Annotated in this window: 14 protein-coding genes; 6 read left to right on the forward strand and 8 right to left on the reverse strand. The window is 59.3% G+C overall.

Translation table 11 applies throughout. The features are described from left to right. Positions 1-352: 352 nt before the first annotated feature. The gene (locus tag M2336_RS13370) at positions 353-2,200 is read left to right on the forward strand and encodes a plasmid recombination protein (RefSeq protein WP_264593053.1); all 1,848 of its coding nucleotides are present in this window, start codon (positions 353-355) and stop codon (positions 2,198-2,200) included. Positions 2,201-2,243: 43 nt separating this feature from the next. Here the strand turns inward: M2336_RS13370 and M2336_RS13375 are convergent, their stop codons facing one another. From M2336_RS13375 to M2336_RS13390, 4 genes are read right to left on the reverse strand one after another with little or no spacing between them, the layout of a single operon-like run. Beyond that, positions 2,244-2,741, reverse strand: coding sequence for a hypothetical protein (locus tag M2336_RS13375; protein WP_264572911.1), 498 nt, complete (start codon positions 2,739-2,741; stop codon positions 2,244-2,246). Further along, positions 2,738-3,007 (reverse strand): hypothetical protein, encoded by a 270-nt coding sequence (locus tag M2336_RS13380; RefSeq protein WP_264572912.1) that lies wholly within the window; start codon positions 3,005-3,007, stop codon positions 2,738-2,740. The genes M2336_RS13375 and M2336_RS13380 overlap by 4 nt, the downstream gene beginning before the upstream one ends. A 49-nt stretch (positions 3,008-3,056) precedes the next feature. Beyond that, positions 3,057-3,671, reverse strand: coding sequence for a hypothetical protein (locus M2336_RS13385; RefSeq protein ID WP_264572913.1), 615 nt, complete (start codon positions 3,669-3,671; stop codon positions 3,057-3,059). Positions 3,672-3,673: 2 nt separating this feature from the next. Continuing rightward, complete coding sequence (locus M2336_RS13390) at positions 3,674-4,198, reverse strand: hypothetical protein (protein WP_264572914.1); 525 nt, start codon at positions 4,196-4,198, stop codon at positions 3,674-3,676. Positions 4,199-4,678: 480 nt separating this feature from the next. On the opposite strand from M2336_RS13390, the gene M2336_RS13395 reads away from it, so the two are divergent. The 3 genes from M2336_RS13395 (at position 4,679) to M2336_RS13405 (ending at position 11,333) form a co-directional block, all read left to right on the forward strand. Next, positions 4,679-8,560 (forward strand): NACHT domain-containing protein, encoded by a 3,882-nt coding sequence (locus M2336_RS13395; protein ID WP_264593054.1) that lies wholly within the window; start codon positions 4,679-4,681, stop codon positions 8,558-8,560. Then, on the forward strand, positions 8,557-9,762 hold the full coding sequence (locus M2336_RS13400; protein WP_264572916.1) for a DUF4143 domain-containing protein: 1,206 nt from the start codon (positions 8,557-8,559) through the stop codon (positions 9,760-9,762). Before M2336_RS13395 ends, M2336_RS13400 begins: the two co-directional genes overlap by 4 nt. A 335-nt stretch (positions 9,763-10,097) precedes the next feature. Further along, positions 10,098-11,333: a hypothetical protein gene (locus M2336_RS13405; RefSeq protein ID WP_264572917.1), complete on the forward strand. Its 1,236-nt coding sequence runs from the start codon at positions 10,098-10,100 to the stop codon at positions 11,331-11,333. Between the two features lie 77 nt (positions 11,334-11,410). Here M2336_RS13405 and M2336_RS13410 read toward each other — a convergent pair whose 3' ends face one another. The 4 genes from M2336_RS13410 to M2336_RS13425 all read right to left on the reverse strand — a co-directional run bounded on the left by M2336_RS13410 (position 11,411) and on the right by M2336_RS13425 (position 16,123). Next, positions 11,411-12,700 carry a phospholipase D family protein gene (locus tag M2336_RS13410; RefSeq protein ID WP_264572918.1) on the reverse strand — a complete coding sequence of 430 codons (1,290 nt, stop codon included), beginning with the start codon at positions 12,698-12,700 and terminating at the stop codon, positions 11,411-11,413. A gap of 126 nt (positions 12,701-12,826) precedes the next feature. Further along, a complete protein-coding gene (locus M2336_RS13415) occupies positions 12,827-13,279 on the reverse strand; it encodes a very short patch repair endonuclease (protein WP_264572919.1) in 453 nt (150 codons plus the stop codon). Between the two features lie 3 nt (positions 13,280-13,282). Beyond that, positions 13,283-14,503 carry a DNA (cytosine-5-)-methyltransferase gene (dcm, locus tag M2336_RS13420; protein ID WP_264572920.1) on the reverse strand — a complete coding sequence of 407 codons (1,221 nt, stop codon included), beginning with the start codon at positions 14,501-14,503 and terminating at the stop codon, positions 13,283-13,285. A gap of 195 nt (positions 14,504-14,698) precedes the next feature. Next, a complete protein-coding gene (locus tag M2336_RS13425) occupies positions 14,699-16,123 on the reverse strand; it encodes an MvaI/BcnI family restriction endonuclease (protein WP_264572921.1) in 1,425 nt (474 codons plus the stop codon). Between the two features lie 1,124 nt (positions 16,124-17,247). Here M2336_RS13425 and M2336_RS13430 point away from each other — a divergent pair. Then, positions 17,248-17,757 (forward strand): hypothetical protein, encoded by a 510-nt coding sequence (locus M2336_RS13430; RefSeq protein ID WP_264593055.1) that lies wholly within the window; start codon positions 17,248-17,250, stop codon positions 17,755-17,757. Next, complete coding sequence (locus M2336_RS13435) at positions 17,757-18,998, forward strand: DGQHR domain-containing protein (protein ID WP_264593056.1); 1,242 nt, start codon at positions 17,757-17,759, stop codon at positions 18,996-18,998. Before M2336_RS13430 ends, M2336_RS13435 begins: the two co-directional genes overlap by 1 nt. Positions 18,999-19,040: the final 42 nt, after the last annotated feature.

Below are 19,040 nucleotides of genomic sequence, written 5' to 3' on the forward strand. Positions count from 1 at the left end.
CAACATCGCTGCCACTGCACTTCTTTCCTCATATAGCGGCGACCCGCTGCCATTTCTTCCTGAACCTTCGCGCCGGCGTCCCCGGCGCGCCCGTGGCAGTCACGGGATGGTGGCCGGCGGAAACGCCGGCAAGCGTCATGCATCGCGCCCCTTGGCGGGATGCGCAGCCGGCCCTTGCCGGGTGCCTGCGGGGTCCAGGGGTGCAGCGCCCTTGCCCGGGGTTTATTTCGCGAACGCGAAAAAACCTTTCCCGGGTGAAATGTTTTTACGCTTCGCTGTAATAAACATTTCACCCGTCCCCTTTCGGGGCGGGTGGCTCGCCTGATACCATATACCCGCAAAGGGCATGAGCATGGATTTTGATCAGGGGATAAATGGCGATGGAGTGCATGCGACCAGCGCCGGTCGGCGTGAGCCAGTGATGCGGGATCGGATGGGTAGACTCCCTGCAGGCACGGATGGTCGCCCGCTGCTCGGATTCGCCACGCTCAGCCACAGCAATCTGAAAAGCTGGGCAAGGGTTGAGGCCGCGCAGGGCCACAATACCCGGACCAAGAACACGCCTAACGCCCGTAAGGACGCACCACAGCCAGTCGAGCTGCTCGACGAGCGGAGCGGATCCTATGTCGACCGAGTCAAGGATGTTCTCCGTGAGCACGCCGTGCCGGTGAAAATTCGCAAGGGCGGGACCATTGCCTGTGAGGATGTCTACGGCGCCTCCCCAGAATACTGGAATCGCAACGGCGACTGGAAGCTGAAACCGGTAGACGACGTCATGAACGATCCAGTCGTTCAGGCTGCACTTGCACTTGCCCGGCGTAAACACGGCTCCCTCCTCGTGTCGTGTTCGCTGCATCTGGATGAAGAATCTCCGCACGTCCACGTCATCTCCGTGCCGCTCGTGCATCGCGCTCACGCCAAGCGGGGACGGAAGCCAAAAGCCACGCCCCGGGACGAGCAAGGCAAGCCGTTGGAGGACGCCCGTCCTCTGGTGCTGAAGTGGAGCCTGGATGTCTCGAGCATCCGAGGGCTCTCTAGCAAATTGGAAAAGAACCACGACCAATGGGCTGAAGTCTGCAAACCTTACGGTCTGGTCCGGGGCGCGAGAGGCAGTGACATGACGGAGGCGGAGCGCCGCGCCCGTCGCAATCGTCAGACGGGCCGTGCGAGCCTTGCGGAAAAGGACGCGCGCGAGCAACGACAGCATCTGCACGAGGAAGCGGAACGTTCGCGAAATCGCGCTGCAGATCACGAGAGGCGCACCGCCGATCTGAAAAAAGATGCCGCGGCGAAGGCCGAAGAGGCGGAAGCCGACCGATTGGCCGCAAAGCTTGAACGCGATATCGCTGAGGCAGCCGTCGCTCGTTCTCGCAGTTTGGAGGAAGAGAACGAGCGCATCCGTAGCGTGTTGGCGAAAGATGAGGAGAAACTGGCCGCGGAAAAGAAGGCGCTAGAGGGGCGAGCGAATGCCCTCGCTCGCGAAAGCGACACGCACCGTGATCAAATGCGGTTCATCGCGAGAGCGCTTGAGCCGACAAGTCCGGTCGAACTCTTTCATCAAGACGGCAAGCCACAGGTACGGGGTCTTGATGCCTCGGACTGGAATGGCGTGCGAGGTAACTGGGCCTGGCTACCCGGCGGGATTGAAGCTCTTGCCAAGCGGATTACGCGGCTTGCCGTCCGCGAGGCTGATGCGGAAAAAGTTCAGAATGACCGTGAAGCTTTGAATTTGGAACAAGATCGGCACCGCGTGCAACTCAGCGTTCTGGAAAAGGCCTTGGATCCCAGCGGCGGGCTTTCCATCGAAAAGGCGGGGTCAGATATTCGCCTCATCGGAGTGACTGAACAAGAGACGGTAGCCCTTAAAGAGGCCCCGAGCTGGTTGAAGAGTGGCATAGAGAGGATCATCGCAGGAGTACGGTCCGTCGCTGATCGCGCCGCGCTGCTCGATCAACGAATAAAGAACGTCGAAGAACGCGATGCAATTCTACGCGGAAACGAAGACCTCTTCGACGAAAAGGCATCGCTGCTTCAGCGCACTCTCGCGCATGCAATGCAATTCCGCAAATTGTGGGATCACATTCCCTCGAGCGAACGATCCCCTGCAGTTAACTCAGCCATAAGCGTCGCTGAAGGCCTTACCACCGATGACCTGCCGCCCGGCTTTACGCTGCCGGGGCGCGGAGGCGCGTCCCGGTAAACTATCCGATTCAGGCCAGATATTCAGGAATAGGCCTTTTTCTTCAGGCATAGTTGGCATGGACCTGCACCAGGACGCTGAACGCTGCTGGCCGGTCCTCTCCTTCCTCAATGCGAACGAGCCTTTCCCGGATAGCCGGCGCCAGGAGCGAGGACGCCCCAGGCGCGATCTCATCAAGGGCACCTTCGCCTTGCGCCACGACCGCATAGTGGGCGACATTACGATTAAACTGCCAGGAGAGCTGCCGCCTGAAGTCGGCTTCACTGTGCGCCCGGGCGACATAGATCTGACTGGTGAGGCCTGCGCCGGTGGCATAATCGGATATGTAGGTCACCCAGATCTGCACCGAGTGGTCGGACGCAATGGCTCTGTCGAGCTCCCACCAGTAAGTGGTGATGTCCGCGTCGGAGAGTTCTCCATTCTCAAGCAACGCGCGAGCTCGATGGATGAGATCCTGCATCCGGTCGATCTCGGCGTTACCTCGGCCCGCGAGATGGCGGACGACGTGTTCGGAGATAGGCCGGCTGGTGTCGTCAGTCATGAACGCCCTTCCTGTTCTTCAGCGAGAACATGCTGAAGGATGGCGGCCACCAGCGGCCAGACACCGCTCTCACGGCGATGACCGGTCAGCGTGAACTCCTTTCGCCACGGTGCAACGCCAATTGCGGTGGCAGCATCCTGGACGACTGCGCCAGAATAGGCGCTCACGGAAGCAAGGTCGCTCTCATTGGCCGCCACAATTTCGCCGATGGGATAGCACAAGCGACCATCGCCGCCGGGCCAGATTTCGGCGCGAACGATAAGCATATTTGTATTCCTTAATGAGTGGCCGGACGGACCCGGCCCAATTTATGTGTTAGTCAGCGGAGAAGCCGGGCAGCCATTCGGCTAGCTCGTCGGTCAAAATCTGCTTGCCCCGATCGGTCGCGAGGGGACGCACCAGTTCGCCGAACCCGAAGCTGTGAAGCTCCCTCGCCGGGATCATCAGGTGCATATGCGGCGGATTGGTCGACCCTACCAATACCGGCAGATGCATGACGGCCACGACTGCAAGATGGCGCTCATTGCAGAGACGCTCATGAGCAAAGGCGCGAACTGCCTCCCATTCGTGGGCCAGACGATCGGGTGAGTAGAATCGGAGGGTCGCCATCACCACCAAATCCTTGATCTTGCCGAAGGATTGCTTCTCATAAAGGTCGCAGAGAACCTTGGGATTGAAGCATTCGTCGGGTGCCTTTGGCGGCAGGAGCACGTCATGGCGGTAGCAGCTGGGGCGCCATGGCTCAGCAGGCTTGGCACGGCCGCCCGGGCACAGCCGGCGCAGGATCGCCTCGTGGGTGGTATGAATGGGGCCATTACCGATCTGGCGGCGAACAACCCCAAACGTCAGACAATCCGGTCCCCCTTCGACAGGTACGAAATCGAGGCCGGCAGGCGCCGGGCGCTTCGGGTGAATATCAGTCCGCGCCATGGTCAGATGCTCCTGCGTGCGAGGCCGGCTAGGGCCCGAAATGCCCGCTCAATGCCATGCGACCGACCAGCAGCACTCGAGAACGGCACGAGAGAGCGCTCGAACAGTCCGCCCGCTACCTCGAACAGCGGATAGTCTGGCTGGCAAGGAATGAACCACAGACTTTCCTCGCAAGACCAGGGCAGGTAGCCAGCCAACCAGCTTTCCTGATGAGCAAGCTTGATCTCAAGCGTACCGCCCTGTTCTGCGCCACAACGGAGCAAGATCATGTCGCACAGGAGCATTCGACCGATCCGATCTGCTTCCGTCCGAACCAGCGGTGGCGCGCAGTTTGTAGCGGTAACCGCAAGGCCAGCGAGCGGCAGATACAAGCAACCGGCATGCGCGAGCATCCTGCCTTGAGCAGAGTTATCAATTGGGCTGTCGATCCATTTCGCCAACGCAACGATCTGCGTTTTGGCAACATTGCCCACCTGCGGCAGCAGCTGCTTGGTGGTTCCGAAGTAATCAATTTGGGACTGGTACATGCTTGATCCTTGAGCGGTTCGCGCCGGTCGAGCGGAGCGCGTTCCACAGGATATTTTCATTTCACTGCTCAACCTGACTGAGCACTTCCTTTCTCTTGATCCTTCCTTCACCTGCACGAGGCGCGGCGCGCCGCGGCTTCTGCGCTCTCGGCTGCGGATGATCAGGTCAGGAAGCCACTGTGCCGGCCCGTTAGCGCCAGTTGGCATCATTCGAGGCGCGGCACCCGATCCAGTGCCGCAAAGACTGCGGCCGGAAGCTGTGAATGACTGGTCAGTCGGACAATCCGGCTATTCCGCTTCAGGATTGAAAATCGCCTGAAACCGACGTTCCTTCAGCTTGGGAGTACTGACTACAGTCCTTAACTTACAGGATGAGCGTATCAGCACTTGTGAGTCAGAAGCGAGTTGGGGCAGGTCTGAGGGATGCTAGCACCGCTTCTTCGCCGTCAACTATGGTATCAAGGTCGGCGTGATATCGTCATGGTCGGGCAGGAAATTCTGCGAGACGATCCGCGCTCGCTCATCGTTCTGGGTGAGGCCGGCATGGGCAAGTCGACGCTCTTGCAGCAGCTCGATGGCGTCGATGGTTTCAAGGTCTGCACGGCGCGCAAGTTGATCAATGCTCCGGCCCCCCTCGCGCTCATGGGCAAGGCGACGACCCTCGTCATAGACGCGCTGGATGAGGTATCGGCCCGCCTTGACGGGGATGCCGTTGATCTGGTGCTGCGTCGCCTTGCCGAACTGGCGCTCCCGCGTTTCATCCTGTCATGCCGCGTGGCCGACTGGCGGAAGGCAACCGCGCTTCAGGGCATCACTGATTTCTACGAAACGGCGCCGCTCGAACTGCACCTGGACCCGCTGACACGCGAGGACGCGACCAGCTATTTGACCGCGATTGTAGGCGCGGACGCTGCAAATAGCGCGATAGACAATCTGGAGGATCGGGGCCTTGGCGGGCTCTGGCGCAATCCGCAAACGCTCAACCTGGTCGCTGACGTCGTGGCGACGGGGAGGTTACCCACGTCCAAGGGCGCGCTCTTTGCCGCGGCGACCAAGTTGATGCGATCCGAGCATCGCGAGGAGAAGGCCAACACGCCCTTCGCACTGCTTTCCGAATCCGAGGTGCTTGACGCCGCGGGTGCCGCGTTCGCCGCGAGGATCCTGACCGGAAAGGAGGCGATCTCGCGCCGGGTTCAGGTCGCCGATGGCGACATACCGCTGGCAGAAGCCGCGGGCCTGCCCGGCGCCGGCGCGCTCCCCGACATTCTCGGATCACGCTTGTTCGCGGGCCTGCCCGACGATCGGTTCAGCTATGATCACCGCGCTATCGGTGAGTTTCTGGGCGCTCGCTGGCTTGCCCGGCAAGCGGACACACCCCGCAAGCAGCGCCGCCTCCTCGAACTGTTCAACGGCCAGTCGCTCGTGCCTGCGAGTCTGCGCGGTCTTCACGCCTGGCTCGCCTGGCATTCGGCGACGCTCGCTGAACAGGTCATCGCCGTCGATCCGATGGGCGTCATCGAGTATGGGGACGCCGATACGCTGACGCCCCCGCAAGGCCGGGCCCTGTTCGCCGCCTTGCGTCGCCTCTCCGAAACCAATCCCCGCTTTCGCGACTGGTCAGACTATCGCACCGGTGGGCTCGTCCAACCGGAACTTCTTCCCGAAATCCGCGACGCCATCGCTGGCCCGCGCATCGAGTTCGGTCTACGCCTGCTCGTGCTGCAGGCGCTAAAGCGGTCGCCGCTAGTCGACCAGCTGCAAACCGAACTGGTGAGCCTGCTGTTGTCGCCTGACAGTTTCTTCGCCGCACGAAGCGAAGCGTGCGATCGCCTGGTCGAGGCGGATATCGCGGTTGATTGGCCCAGGATCTTCGAACAGCTCTTGGAGCAGCGCACCGACGACAGCGTCCGGCTGGTTAGCGAGCTTATGCACGAGATCGGCTACGATCGCTTCGGCGATAGGTTGTTGCTCGACACGGTGCGCGCGCAGTTCGACCGGACCGAGCGCACGGTCGGCGTGTTCTTGTCGCTCGAACGCGATTTGCCGAACGACCGCCTGGATGTGCTCATCACGGAGATTGCCAAGATGGCGCGCGCCATGGGGCGACCGCACGAGCGTCCCGACGATGGTGCGATTTCGGACCTGATGTACGCCTTGCTGGCACGGCGTCTTACCCTGCCTTTATCGGACATTTCAGAACTGTGGTCGTGGCTCGAACCTTTTGAAGAGAGCTCCGGCTATCAACGCGAAACGCGGCAGGTAGTCGCGGCCATTTTCGAGGGCAACGAGCAGCTGCGCCGCGGTTTGCAGCGTCACGTGCTGCTCGATCTTCCCGGCGACAAGACCCCCTGGCACCGATCTTGGCGGCTGAGCGAACGCTCTGCCGGACTCCATCCGGGCGAGGCGGATGTCTGCGCGCTTCTCAACCTCTTAGACGATGACGATGACCGCTGGCGCGATATCGTCACTATCGCGCGGCAAGGTCCCGAGCACGGCGCAGCGGTTCGCGCTGCCGCTGCGCGCTTCGCCGCTGGCGACACCGAAGCGGCGCTGTGGCTTGCAGGGCTCGCCAAGCATGTCGTGCCGGAATGGCAAATCAAGCAGGAGGAGCGCGCACGTGTCCGCCAAGCCGAGCGCGACGCCGCCTGGGAAGAGCATCGAGTTAACTTTGCCGCGCACATCGAAGAGATGCGGCGTGGCGACTATGGGTATGTGATCAACCCCGCCAAAGCCTACCTTAAGCTGTTTCAGGACATGGGTGACCAGGCGGCGGATGGCCCCACTCGCTTGCTCGGATGGCTCGGCCCCGATCTTCGCGACGCGGCGCTCGACGGGTTCGACGCCTTCCTGAAGCTCGATCCGCCGCAGCCGAGCGCTAGCGATATCGTGGAGAGTCACGCGGAGGGTCGGCGCTGGGGAGCTGGCGACATCATTATCGCTGCGCTTGCTGAGCGGCAGCGCACCGAGCGCGGGTTCGACGACTTGCCCGACGAACGTCTGATGGCCGGCCTGTTCGAGGTACGGCATACCCGGCTGGACGATCATGCCGGCTTGACCGGTCTCGACGCTTGTCTCGCCGATGAACTGCGCAAGCGTGGCGCATATGAAGCCGCGCTGCGGCAGTTCTTGGAGCCCCAGCTCGCCGCGCGTCTCCAGCATGTTGATGGTCTTTATGAGCTCATGCGAGGCGAGGAGAATAGCTCGTTTGCGGACGCGTTTGCCAGCGACCGGATCGTGCGCTTCCCACAAATGTCCGCCGAGGCCGAGGCCGAGCTACTCGATCGATTGCTCGGCACCGATGAGGGCCGAGCAGTGCTCCGCGCGATTGTCCGCGAGCGCCGAGCCGCGGATCCCAGCGACGAACGCCGAAGAACCTGGGACGCGGTCGGGATCATTGTTGATTTCGCCGAGACCTTGCGGTCGCTCGCTGCCGGCCTCGGCATCGAACCCGCGCTCTTTTGGCACTTGCGGGCCCGGCTCGGCGATCGCCGTCACGGTGCGCCGCATGCCCGACTTGACGTCGAGCAGCTGGCTTGGGCGATCGCCACGTTCCGGTCGATGTATCCTGTGGTGCGGCGGCCGAACTCGGTCACGACAGGTGACACCAACGCATGGGATGCCACTGACTATTTGACGGCTCTTATCAATCGCCTCGGCGATATTCCCTCCCCGGCGGCGACCGCGGCCTTGGTCGAACTGCGCGATGCGCCGGTCGACGGCTACACGGATGTGCTGCGCATTGCGGTCGCCGAGCAGAAGCGGAAGCGCGTGGAAGCCGAATGGCGGTCACCGACTCTCGAGACGGTGGTGTCGGTCATCGCCGACCGGACCCCGACGACTGCCGCCCAATTCCTCGCCGTGTTGGTCGACGAGCTTGCCCACGTGCAAGCCAAGATCACGGGCAGCGATATCAATTGGTATCGCGACTTCTTCGACGACGGTGCGCCCGCGGTCGAGGAGCATTGCCGTGACACCATCATCAAAATGCTTGGCAGGCTCCCGTTCGGCATCAAGGCACTCCCCGAAGGGCATCTGGCCGACGCCAAACGATGCGATGTTCTTTGCCTGCTTGGCGACATGATGATCCCGATTGAGATCAAGGGCCAATGGCATCGTGACCTCTGGACGGCCGCCGATCGGCAGCTCGACTTGCTTTACACCACCGACCACCGCGCCGAACGGGGCATCTACCTTGTCCTGTGGTTCGGTCCCAACACCTCGAAACCACCCAAGGCACCGCCGGTCGGCATGGCCGCGCCCCATAGTGCCCAAGCCTTACGCGACGCCTTAGTCGGGCTGAGTGCCAGTACTGGCGACGGGCGGACCGAGATCATCGTTCTCGACATGACCCGACCGGCATGACCGGGCGCCTTGCTCTGCAAGCACAGCTCGACGCCGCCGTCGAGCAACGGACCATGACCTTGGTGCAAGGGTTGCCGCGCGTCGGACGGAGCCAGCTGATCGCGGACTGGATGCAACGGCGCACCGATGCCGTTATGTGCAGCGATTCGGCTGTTGCACTGGGAACTGACGGCGTGCTCGTCCTCGATCACTTGGATCTGGCTGGCGTCCGCGCCCTCGTTGTATCAGTGCGGGCGGCGGGGCTTGCCGGCGCACGGACGCGCTATGTGGCCGCCCCCGCCGATCTTGCGACTAGTTTCGCGCTGCGTGACACACTTGCCGGCGGTTTCGACACAATCGATGTCATGCCGCTGCGCCCTGATGAAATCGAGGATGGCTTCGCCTCCTTATCGGCTGCGATGGGACCGCTCGTTGCCGCTGCCGCCCCAGCAATGCCCGGGCCGCAATTGGTTTTGGATCGCCATCGCCACTGGTTACGCGGCGGTTTTCCGGAGAGTCTCAATGCGCCCAGCGATCAGGCCAGTCTGGCTTGGCGCCGCCAGTTGCTGGGGCCCTTGCTCGAACGCGACTATGGCCGCTGCGGTCTCCCGCCGGCCTATCCATTACAGGACGTTCTACGGTGGCTCGCGCAGCGCAACAGTGCTGAAGTCGATGAGGCCATCAACAAATTCGGCAAGCGCTCGGAGCTCAAATCGGCCATCTTCACGCTCGACAAGCTCGGGCTGATCCGCCGCCTCCCAAATGTCGCGGCGGTCGAGCACCCTGATGAGTTGGTCGACAAGGTGTTCGTGCGCGACACCGGGATACTTCATGCGCTGCTCGGTATCATCACAGTCGATCAGCTCGAGGCCTCCAAGGCCATTGGGGCGAGCTTCGAAAGCTATGCGATCGAAGCACTGATCGCCGCCGCTGGCAGAGAGAGCGGCGCGCATTTCTATCGGTTCGACAATGGGCAAGGCTTCGATGAGATCGATCTAATCCTCGATTTTCCCGCGCAGGCCGGTCGGCGGATCGCGATCGAATTCAAGGTCGGGCCGACGAAACGGGCTGAGCCGGGCTTCTTTCGGGCGTGCGCCCTGTTGGGTATCGACGAGCAGTTCGTGGTCCATTCCGGCCCGGAATCGTATTGTGAGGAGCGCGTTCACCGGCTCGATCTGCGGTCTGCCATGAGACGCGTAGCGGCCGTCGGGGCGAAAAGGTAGTTGCCAAGATGCTTGGGCTAAACCGCTTTTTGCCATCAATCGCCCAATCCCGTCAGTCCGCAACGGCCCCGATACCGCCCCCGCGAACACCTGTGCACCTCTGGACCCCGCAGGTTCCCGGAGATTTAACTTATAATCCATCCCGGTCCAACGGCTGAACGAACGGCAGCTCATCGGCGGCCGTAAGAAGCGATCGCACGTTTGAAGTCAGCGCAAAGCTAACCTTTCGTCGCGGCCGACGATCCGAGCTTTCCACGCGGGATCCACGCTCGATTGCTCGATCTCAGCTAAGTTTCCGCATATATCCTCACCGAGCATGGGCTATATTCGGCAGCATGATCGATAAACCTAAGAAGCCTTTCACATGGGAGCGCGCCCCCTTTTCGAAGTGTCCGAAATGCCAAGAGGCGGAAGGCTTGGGCATACTTTCAGCAGGCGGCGATACCTTGCGCTGGCGATGCACGAAGTGCCGGTATAGCTACAGCGAGATTTTGCCAGAACTGGAAAAGAAGGTCATCTATCTCGATCAATTCGGCTTCAGCGAACTCCACAAACTTCGTGCCCGAACCCGGCGTGAGGACAAACACACAGCATTTTGGTCAAAAGTCTCGGACCTGATCAACGAGGCGGTCCTTCTCCAACAAGTCATTCTTCCACACTCAAACGTCCACCACGACGAAACGATCGTTAGCCCCTTTGCCGAGGCGTTACGGGACACCCAAGAGCATATCGGAGGGGATATCAGTTTCATCAGCACGAACGAAATCCAGCTCGATCAGATGGAGGTATTTGCCGAGGCGTTTGCGAGTGGCGCAGGACCAAGCTTGGAGTTCGACGTCGATGACATCCTCGATGATGAGCGCAACGAATGGCTCAACGACATTAGGATCAGCGTTCCCTTCGACTGGAGCGGGTTCGCGCCTGAAACGAGAGAGCAACGCGATAAGACGGGCTTCGCGATGTCCGAACTCATAGACCGCTGGATAGCCAAGGGAATGGGTTTTGATGACGTCCTGAAGCAAGAGTTGAACGCCTATCACGAAAGTCGGTTGGAAGGACTTAGAGAGGCCCAACGCAGATTTGAAAAAGGCCTCGAAAATCACGATTTAATGGCGATGGCGGAACTCTTCTACGGCTCCGCGTTCCGGGAGCTTCAATACGTCCGAGAGCTGTTTAAGGGGGCCGGTGTGCCCGACGGCGAACTGACAGCGCGCGTGCGAGCATTTTGGGATTGGGATGGCAACAAGGAGCAGCCTAACGGAAAAATTCTGGCCTACATGCTGGCGGCGCTCGCAGACCAATTTGCTCATGGGCGTAAAAAGAAGCCGTCCGCAGGCTTCTTGAATGACGTTTCCGCGATTGCCTCCTACGCACCGTACGTTGATGCAATGTTTGTCGACATCGAGTGCGCCCAACTGCTTCAAGACAAGCGATGTCTGGGGGCGCTCAAATATCGGGCAAAGATCTTTAGCCTGAATTCCCGGGAAGAATTTATAGCCTACCTTCAGGCGATCATCGACGCGACGCCCGACGATGTGCGCCGCTATGCATCGATTATCTACGGAATTTAGGATCGAAAGTGGATCCCAGGTGGGCCTGAGCCATCTCGAAAATCGCTAACTCACTGAGGTGGGCCTGGTCAGCTATCTTAATCCTTCACGTCAAAGCCTAGAAAGCGCAGAGACTTGATTGTGCGGCCATTAATTGGCGGTCGTTCCGTATCCATCCAACCAATTAACTCCATGATGCAGGCTTCACCGAAGCCGCTCAAGGATCTGTTTTCGTCGAATAGGCAGTCATAGGCGCGCTCGAGTTGAGTGCCGTTGCCATGCAAAAGGTAGGTCAGTGTTTCCTTGATGCTGAGAAGTCCATTTTGGGCAAGAAATTCCGGCCGTAGGCCTCGTAAGCCGCCTGCAACGAACCGTAGGCGTTCGTTGAACGCGTGCACGCCGCTCAGCGCGTCAAAAATCTCATCATATTCCGCGGCCTCAATTGAAGCAGGAGACCTCAATGTTGCCCGTAGGCGCTGAATGTTGCCGACCTCGCTATCGGCCCGAACCATGTCGCCAGCATCCGTTTCCGCCTGGGCAAACCAAATATCCAGCCAATGGCGGATACGTTGCCCCCGTTCTTCGCGATCTGTCAGGGGCGTCGAGTGCCATGTGTCGGCAGGCGCATGGGTCACACGCAGCCAGCCGAGAAAGCGGCCAATCTCAATGTCTGGATCTCCCTCGCGGAACTCTGATCGCCGCCGGCCATCCGCCGCGAAGATATCTCGCACTTCCTGAAAGGCTGGAATCAATTCCTCCTCATACTTGCGGCGCAATGCCTGAAGGAAAGACCGCTTCTTCGAAACCAAGTCACTGCCGACTTTCGCACTTGGCGGCGAAGCAGGAGGGACAAAGCGTTCAATGTGCTTCTGAAAATCGGAGTCTTCGACGGGATTTCCAACAGTACGAAACGCTAGTTCGTATTGCGTGCAGAGTTCTTCGGTGAAGACGTCCGCGCGATCCCAGAATAGATTAAAAAGACCAGGCAGTTCATCGAAACCGGTGTCTCTTCCCTTATGAAGCACCACGGATACCTCTCGGTTTCGCATCAAGCCGGCGTCGGTGAGATTTGCGGAACCGACCATCGCGACGTTCCCGACGATATACAGCTTTGCGTGAAATTCTCGGCTAGTATAGTATCGAACACTCACCAACGGATCTTTGAGCATCTGGCGTAGCGCTGCCGGCGTCGTGATGGAGCATAGTCGAACGAGCAAGTTGACCTTACAGTTCTGTACAGTGAGGAGCCTGACGGGTTCATATGTAGATACGAAGGGGCTAGCCAGAAAAGCTTCTGATCCCTGCACTCCCGCATGTCTGAAGAAGTCAATTGAATAGCCCGAGGGCGCGGAGTTGCCGTAGGCGTCGCGAATTTTCGTTTTACTCAAGCTCATCTCTCCTACCGTCATTCCGCTGTATATCGAGAATATCGGTAAATCTCTGGTGAACCTTTTAGGAAGCTTGCCCTTTCGAATCGAAATGCCTCCGATTACCAGAAGCGGGCCAGCTGTTTTCTATTCCCCCCTGATCGTGATCATTTGGTCGTTAGACTGTATCCAGACGATCAGACGCCGCATCACTTCCCCAAAATCACTTCTCGTCCGGCCTTTGAGCGCACATTCCCACACCGTCGCTACACGCCAGCCAGCGTCTAGCAGCGCGCCGGTGACCCGCTCGTCGTTGGCGACATTGCGGCCGATCTTCTCACGCCAGAAATCCACCCGCGTGGCTGGCCATTTGAACAAATGGCAGTCATGCTGATGCCAGAAGCAGCCATGCACGAACACGGCCGCTTTATGGCGGGGGAAGACGAGGTCAGGTTTGCCCGGCAGTTGTTTCGCGTGAAGACGGTAACGCAGACCGGCCGCATGCAATGCTTTGCGGATCAGCAGTTCCGGCTTTGTATGACTGCTTTTGATGGCAGACATATTCCGGCTGCGGGTCGCTGCATCGTGAACGTCAGCCACACCTCAGGCAGCTTCGCGCGGCAATGCCGGTTCGACCAGCGCCTGGATATGGGGCTGCATAATCCGCGCGACGGCCTCGAAAACGGGCACCGCCACGGAATTGCCGAACTGCTTGTAAGCTTGGGTATCTGACACGGGGATACGGAAGTCATCGCCATAGCCCATCAAGCGGGCGCATTCCCGCGGCGTAAGGCGGCGCGGATTACGCTTTTTGCCCTGACTAACGAGGATTTCGGATCCGTCCTTATAGTAGCGGGCGGAAAGCGTGCGAGCGACATCGTCCGGCGTCACGAGACCGAAGCCAAAGCCATTTCCCGCCGCTTTGTGCTTATCGGCATACCCCTGAAGATACTGCCAGAGCTTGTCAGTCAGCGTATATTTGCCGTTCACAATGGCATCGGGGCCCAAGGTATAAGGTGCTTCTGCCTTCTCTGATCCATCCTGCGGATGCAGAATGCTCTTCAGGCGCACGCTACCCCGGACAGGAAGCTTCAGGTCATCCCATCCGAATGCAACATTCTCCCGGAAGCCAACGATGACAATGCGTTCGCGGTGCTGCGGAACGAAGTGCTGTGCGTCGATGACCCTGTGCCAGACCTTGTAGCCGAGCTCTTCGGTCAGGGTCTTGAGGATCACCTCAAAGGTACGCCCCTTGTCATGACTGGTCAGGTTCTTGACGTTCTCAAGCAGAAACGCCGCCGGTCGCTTTGCTTTCAGAATGCGCGCGACATCGAAAAACAGCGTGCCCTGAGTCTCATCCAGAAATCCATGCTTGCGGCCCAGGGAGTTCTTCTTGGATACGCCTGCGATCGAAAAAGGCTGGCACGGGAAGCCTGCAAGCAGAACGTCGTGGTCTGGGATCTCATCGATGCCAATGGTCGTGATATCGCCATGCGGCGGATGATTGTCCCGGAAATTGGCGGCGTAAGTCTGCTGGGCATATTTGTTCCACTCGGAGGTGAACACGCAATGTCCTCCTATTGCGTCAAAGCCTTTGCGAATCCCTCCAATCCCGGCAAACAGGTCAATGAAGTTGAACCGGGTGGCAGGCTGATTAATGGTCTCGCGAGCCATGGAACGAAGTAGCCCGATTGCGGCCTCGCGCGGCTTACCCTCACCTGCTTCCCAGCGCTGTACCTGACGCCCGCTGTAACCGGTCATGAGGGCGAGTTCATCGACCGACAGGCCGGCGCGGACGCGAAGAGCAGCAAATTCGTTAAGCATATTTTCCTCTGGGACAATTTACGACACAGTGTCGTCCTTCATCCCAGATAACAAGTCCTGTTTCAAAAATAGTTCACTTTTTGTTCTTGGCTGGATTTCGATCTGATTTCAGGGGTGGCAGCGGTTACCTGTCATGCGAAGCGCCCAAGCGCCCGGGCTGCGGCAGCAAGCCCAACCGGGCGATCAGGGATCAATTCAGTGTGCATCAAGGGAAATTGTGCGCACATCCCGGTACAAATCCTTTGCGGCCTCGGCGATGTCGTTGACGCGCCATTGTGAACGCCGTTTGTTGAGCCGGGGATTGCCGGGACAGTACTTAGGTGCCGGATCGAGAAACAGCGTGCCGTTGTACAGCGCCTCGAACAGTCGCTCGGCCGAGGTCTCCCGGCACCACATCACCTGCCGGGAAAACTGGATGATGTGCTGGTGCCCCATTTTCAGCAACTCCGGATCGCTGGACTTCACTTTCGTGGCGGGGATGTAGACAGCCTCGTTGTGCTTGGATGTCCAGGAGTTGAGCATCCGCTCCAACGACCATCCCGCCGCCAAACAATCCTCGTCATCGAACAGGCCAAGATGCACGTCATCGTCGGCGCTGGCTGCAAGCGAGACGCCTCGGACATGGTTCATGATTCGGAGAGTCAGGCCGCTCTTGTCGCATCGCACCCCTACGCGATGGACGCCGGTAACCCGCAGATTGCCGTTTTCATCAGGGTAGCCCCAAGTTTGCATGAACTTCGCAAAATCTTGCGCATAAACCCCCATATCGGGCTCCGGCGTGAACAGGGTCACCTTCTTCTGAGTGTGGGTCTTGAGCTCAATTCCCTCGAAATCGCCATTCTTGTCACTGTTCGGAATGATCCCGAGCGCATGCTCCAGGGTGTAGCCGCACACCTGAGTTCCGTTGAAAGCAAGAGTGCCTCCCGACGTATCCAGCCGACTGCCGGGCAGCGGTCGCCCGGCGGCTACCGCAAGCATAGCAGTGAGGCGCTCAGGCGCGGTCGACCGTAGCCGCAGATGCCGCCACACTCGCGAACCCTGTGCTGAAGGCAGGGCGGCGACATCGCTGATGAACTGCGGCTTGGGATCGGCAACCAGGACCGCAATGACCTCGCCCAAGCCCCGGCGTCCCAGAACCAGATACCGGGGTATGTGCGGATGCGCCTTCGTAAACGCCACCGACATGGCTTCCGGCATGGTGTTCTCGACTGTCTTGAATCCACTCAGCCGCGTCTCCGGATACTGAGGGTAGATGATCATCCGCACGTCTCGGGCGGCGACCTCCCGGCCAGTTGTATCGATCCAGGCAAAGTGACTGAAAATCGCCTCTGGAATCGCCGCCCCCTTCGTGTTGGCTCCCTTCCTGCGGCTTGCAGACGATCCCCGGAGTGAGAATGTCACGTCGAACATGGGATAGACGGGTGCGAAATCAGCACCGGAGTAGATCTGGTTCTTGTCGTTGTGGTTCTTGCTCAGCGGCTTGATCAGCGCCTCTGTCGCGCCATGGCGGCCGAGCAGGTCGCGAATTTCGGAGAGATCTGCGGGAGAATATTCGAACGGCACCGGCACCTCCAGGATTTCTGATGGAGGCGAAGTAGGCACTTGGAAATAGGCGCGCAAGGGGTATTTACACGGCTAAAACCCGGCTAGAATATTATGAATAGCTCATTTCGGCCATTTGTAGACAACATATAGCGAATTTTCTGCGAATAAATTCTCCACGCAGCTCCCGTTCAGCGACTTGGCGCGCGCCGTTAATGCGAGTCTTGGAGATCGGTCGGCGCGACCGCCATGGAGGCGATGGAAATGTCAGGCGCACAGCGGACAGGCTGGCTTGCTGACTGGCACCGGCCTTCTCGTGGTCGGGGGAGTCGCCGATTGCTATTTGGGGTTGCATGATCACGATCTATGGTTGGCATTGATCGGTCGCATGTAGGACATACCCGGAACACCTCACCACTCAGCGGTGAGAACCGCCACGCAGGTCGAGACGGTTTTCGCCTTTACAGGTCCGGGCAGCGCTGGCACCGTGCCCATGCCCGGTACTCCAAATGGGTAGTACACGGACGTAGTTTTGGGCTTATCCGGCGGTCAATAAGTTGTTGATTTTTCTATCGGAAGATTGTTGGGGACCCCTCCCGTAGGGGTCACCAGCCTTCCCGGCTGGGCAGGCTTGGAAAAGCCCTTGATCTCCCAACATAGATTATCGACCTGCGATGATCGCATGTGCGCATGTATGGCTCGCGACCGCAAAATTCGTGTGGTGTCAGGGAGCCGGCTACAAGGGGAAAAGACGCAGCCACCAAACCCCTTCCCGAGCGCGGGAAGAGCGAAATCATCGCTATTTGGGGGTGTCAGAAAAATGGTGCCCAGAAGAGCTTTCTCGGACGCCGCCTAAACGGTTGATTTCTCATTCAAATCAAAGACTTGAGAAGTCGCCAAGGACATCATTAGCACGATCTGAATTCGTGGAAAAGGCTGGATGTAGCTGGACGCTTGGTTCGAGTTCCCATGCGTCCGCAAGAAAGCCGAGTTGGTAGCCGGGCTCATGAGGTGCGAAGCAGCTCGCTTGCGGTCATTCGCCCAATTGTGCATCGGTCGGGTGCGTCCGCAGCTATGTCATCCGCTTCGCGTGAGAATTGCCTAACTGCTCGGTTAAGTCGGCGCGATTGCGCGTCCTTGCTTTGTCGTCGCAAGCCCTTCTGCTAACCAGCACGGGTTGTTGGGGAACCGTAGGGGGAAGCGTGCCAGGTAAGCACCACGATCTGGTCAATCAGACGAAGAAGTATAAGGCCGAGCTTTATGAATTTTTCCTCGACCTGAAGAAGTGGCGATCCTTCCGTAGCCGATACCGACTCGATTGGCAGAAAATCCGATTCGACGAGGCCGGCCAGGCCGAGGTTCCTAAGCAACGCGGTATCTATGCGTTCACGACGGAGCTATCCGCTGCAAAACTCCCGGCTCATGGCTACATAATGTACGTCGGTATCACCGGTGATGAGTCCGAGGCGGCGAACCTGTACAAACGATACGGCCAATATCTGGCCCATCAGCGCAAGGAAGACGGCCGCCCTGCAGTGTCCTTCATGCTTCAGAACTGGGCCGGCGATCTCTTTTTCAACTTCGTGCCGCTGCCAAACAAGGCAGTAAACCTAGCGCGGATCGAATCGTCCTTCATCAACGCCTTGGTACCACCTATCAACAAACGTGACATCGAGGGCGTCCTTCGAGCAGCAAAGGCAGCAACATTCTGATGGCGAACACACCCCTTGTTCTTCCATCGCTGCGTGGCTCGTTCGGCAGTTGGATCTTCTATTCCTGCCTGATGCCGATCGACGAGCTGTCGACGCGAGTACGCTTCGCTGAGGAAATTCATCCCGACAAGGCCCTCTCGGAGCTGATCCAGCGGCGCCTGACCGGCGCCCGCGCAAAGCAGATCGCCTCCTATCTCGCTTCGGCGCCCGACCGTTTCTTCAACTCACTCGTGTTGGCAACCTATGCCGGCGCTCCGGAGTGGCTTGAGGTCGGCAATTTGCGATCGTCCTCGCAGCCAAATATCCTCAAGGAAATTTCGGAGCGCGCGCGCGATAGCATCGGTTTCCTACGCCTAAGCGGTGCCGAGAAAATCTTCGCGCTCGACGGTCAGCACAGGCTGGCCGGCATCCGGCAAGCGCTGGCCGACGGCACGAAGCTCGAGGATGACCTGGTCCCCGTCCTGATTGTAGGACACAAGAAGGACAAGGCCGGCAAACAGCGTACCCGCCGTCTGTTCACCACCCTCAACAAGACCGCTATTCCTGTCCAGAAGGCCGATATTATCGCACTGGATGAAGACGATGCGATGGCGATCATCGCCAGGCGGCTTGTAGAGGAGAATGCGAGCTTCAAGCATCCAAAGGTGGCTGTGATTTCAAGCACCAACATGCCCGTCACCAACCACGAATCGATGATGACTATCTCCTCGCTCTACGACGTGCTCAAGATGCTGTTCCTACACGATCTCGGCAAAGCGTCGGATCGCACTTTGAAGACCCGTCGCCCGACGGATGACAAGCTGGACCATTATTACGCGGTCGCGACGGCTTATTTTTCAGCGTTGGGCAAGGCTTTCAAGCCTGTTCGGGATGTTTTTGCGGCAGCCGATCCATCAGCGATCACCGCCGCGCAGCGCCATGATTCCGGCGGCCATCTTCTGTTCCGTTCTATCGGACTGGAGATCTTCACGCGGACGAGCGTTGCACTGGCGAAAGCGAATGGGATTAGCGTGGCCGACGCCGTTCATCAGCTCCGACTCATGCCGATAGACATCTCGAAGCCACCGTTCCGGAATGTTCTCTGGGACCCTGCTAAGAAGAAGATGATCGTTGCCGAGAAAACGCTAGCGCGAGATCTTGCATTCCACATGGCAGGCGTGCCGGTGACGACGGCGGCTGTGCGGACCAGCTATCGCCGGGCGGTCGGCAACCCACAGGCCGCATTACCAGCTCAACTTTGAGCCGGCATCAGAAGTGCATTCTAACGGGGCGCCTAAGCGGAT

It is taken from the genome of Sphingobium sp. B1D7B, from assembly GCF_025961965.1.
Taxonomy (GTDB): Bacteria; Pseudomonadota; Alphaproteobacteria; order Sphingomonadales; family Sphingomonadaceae; genus Sphingobium.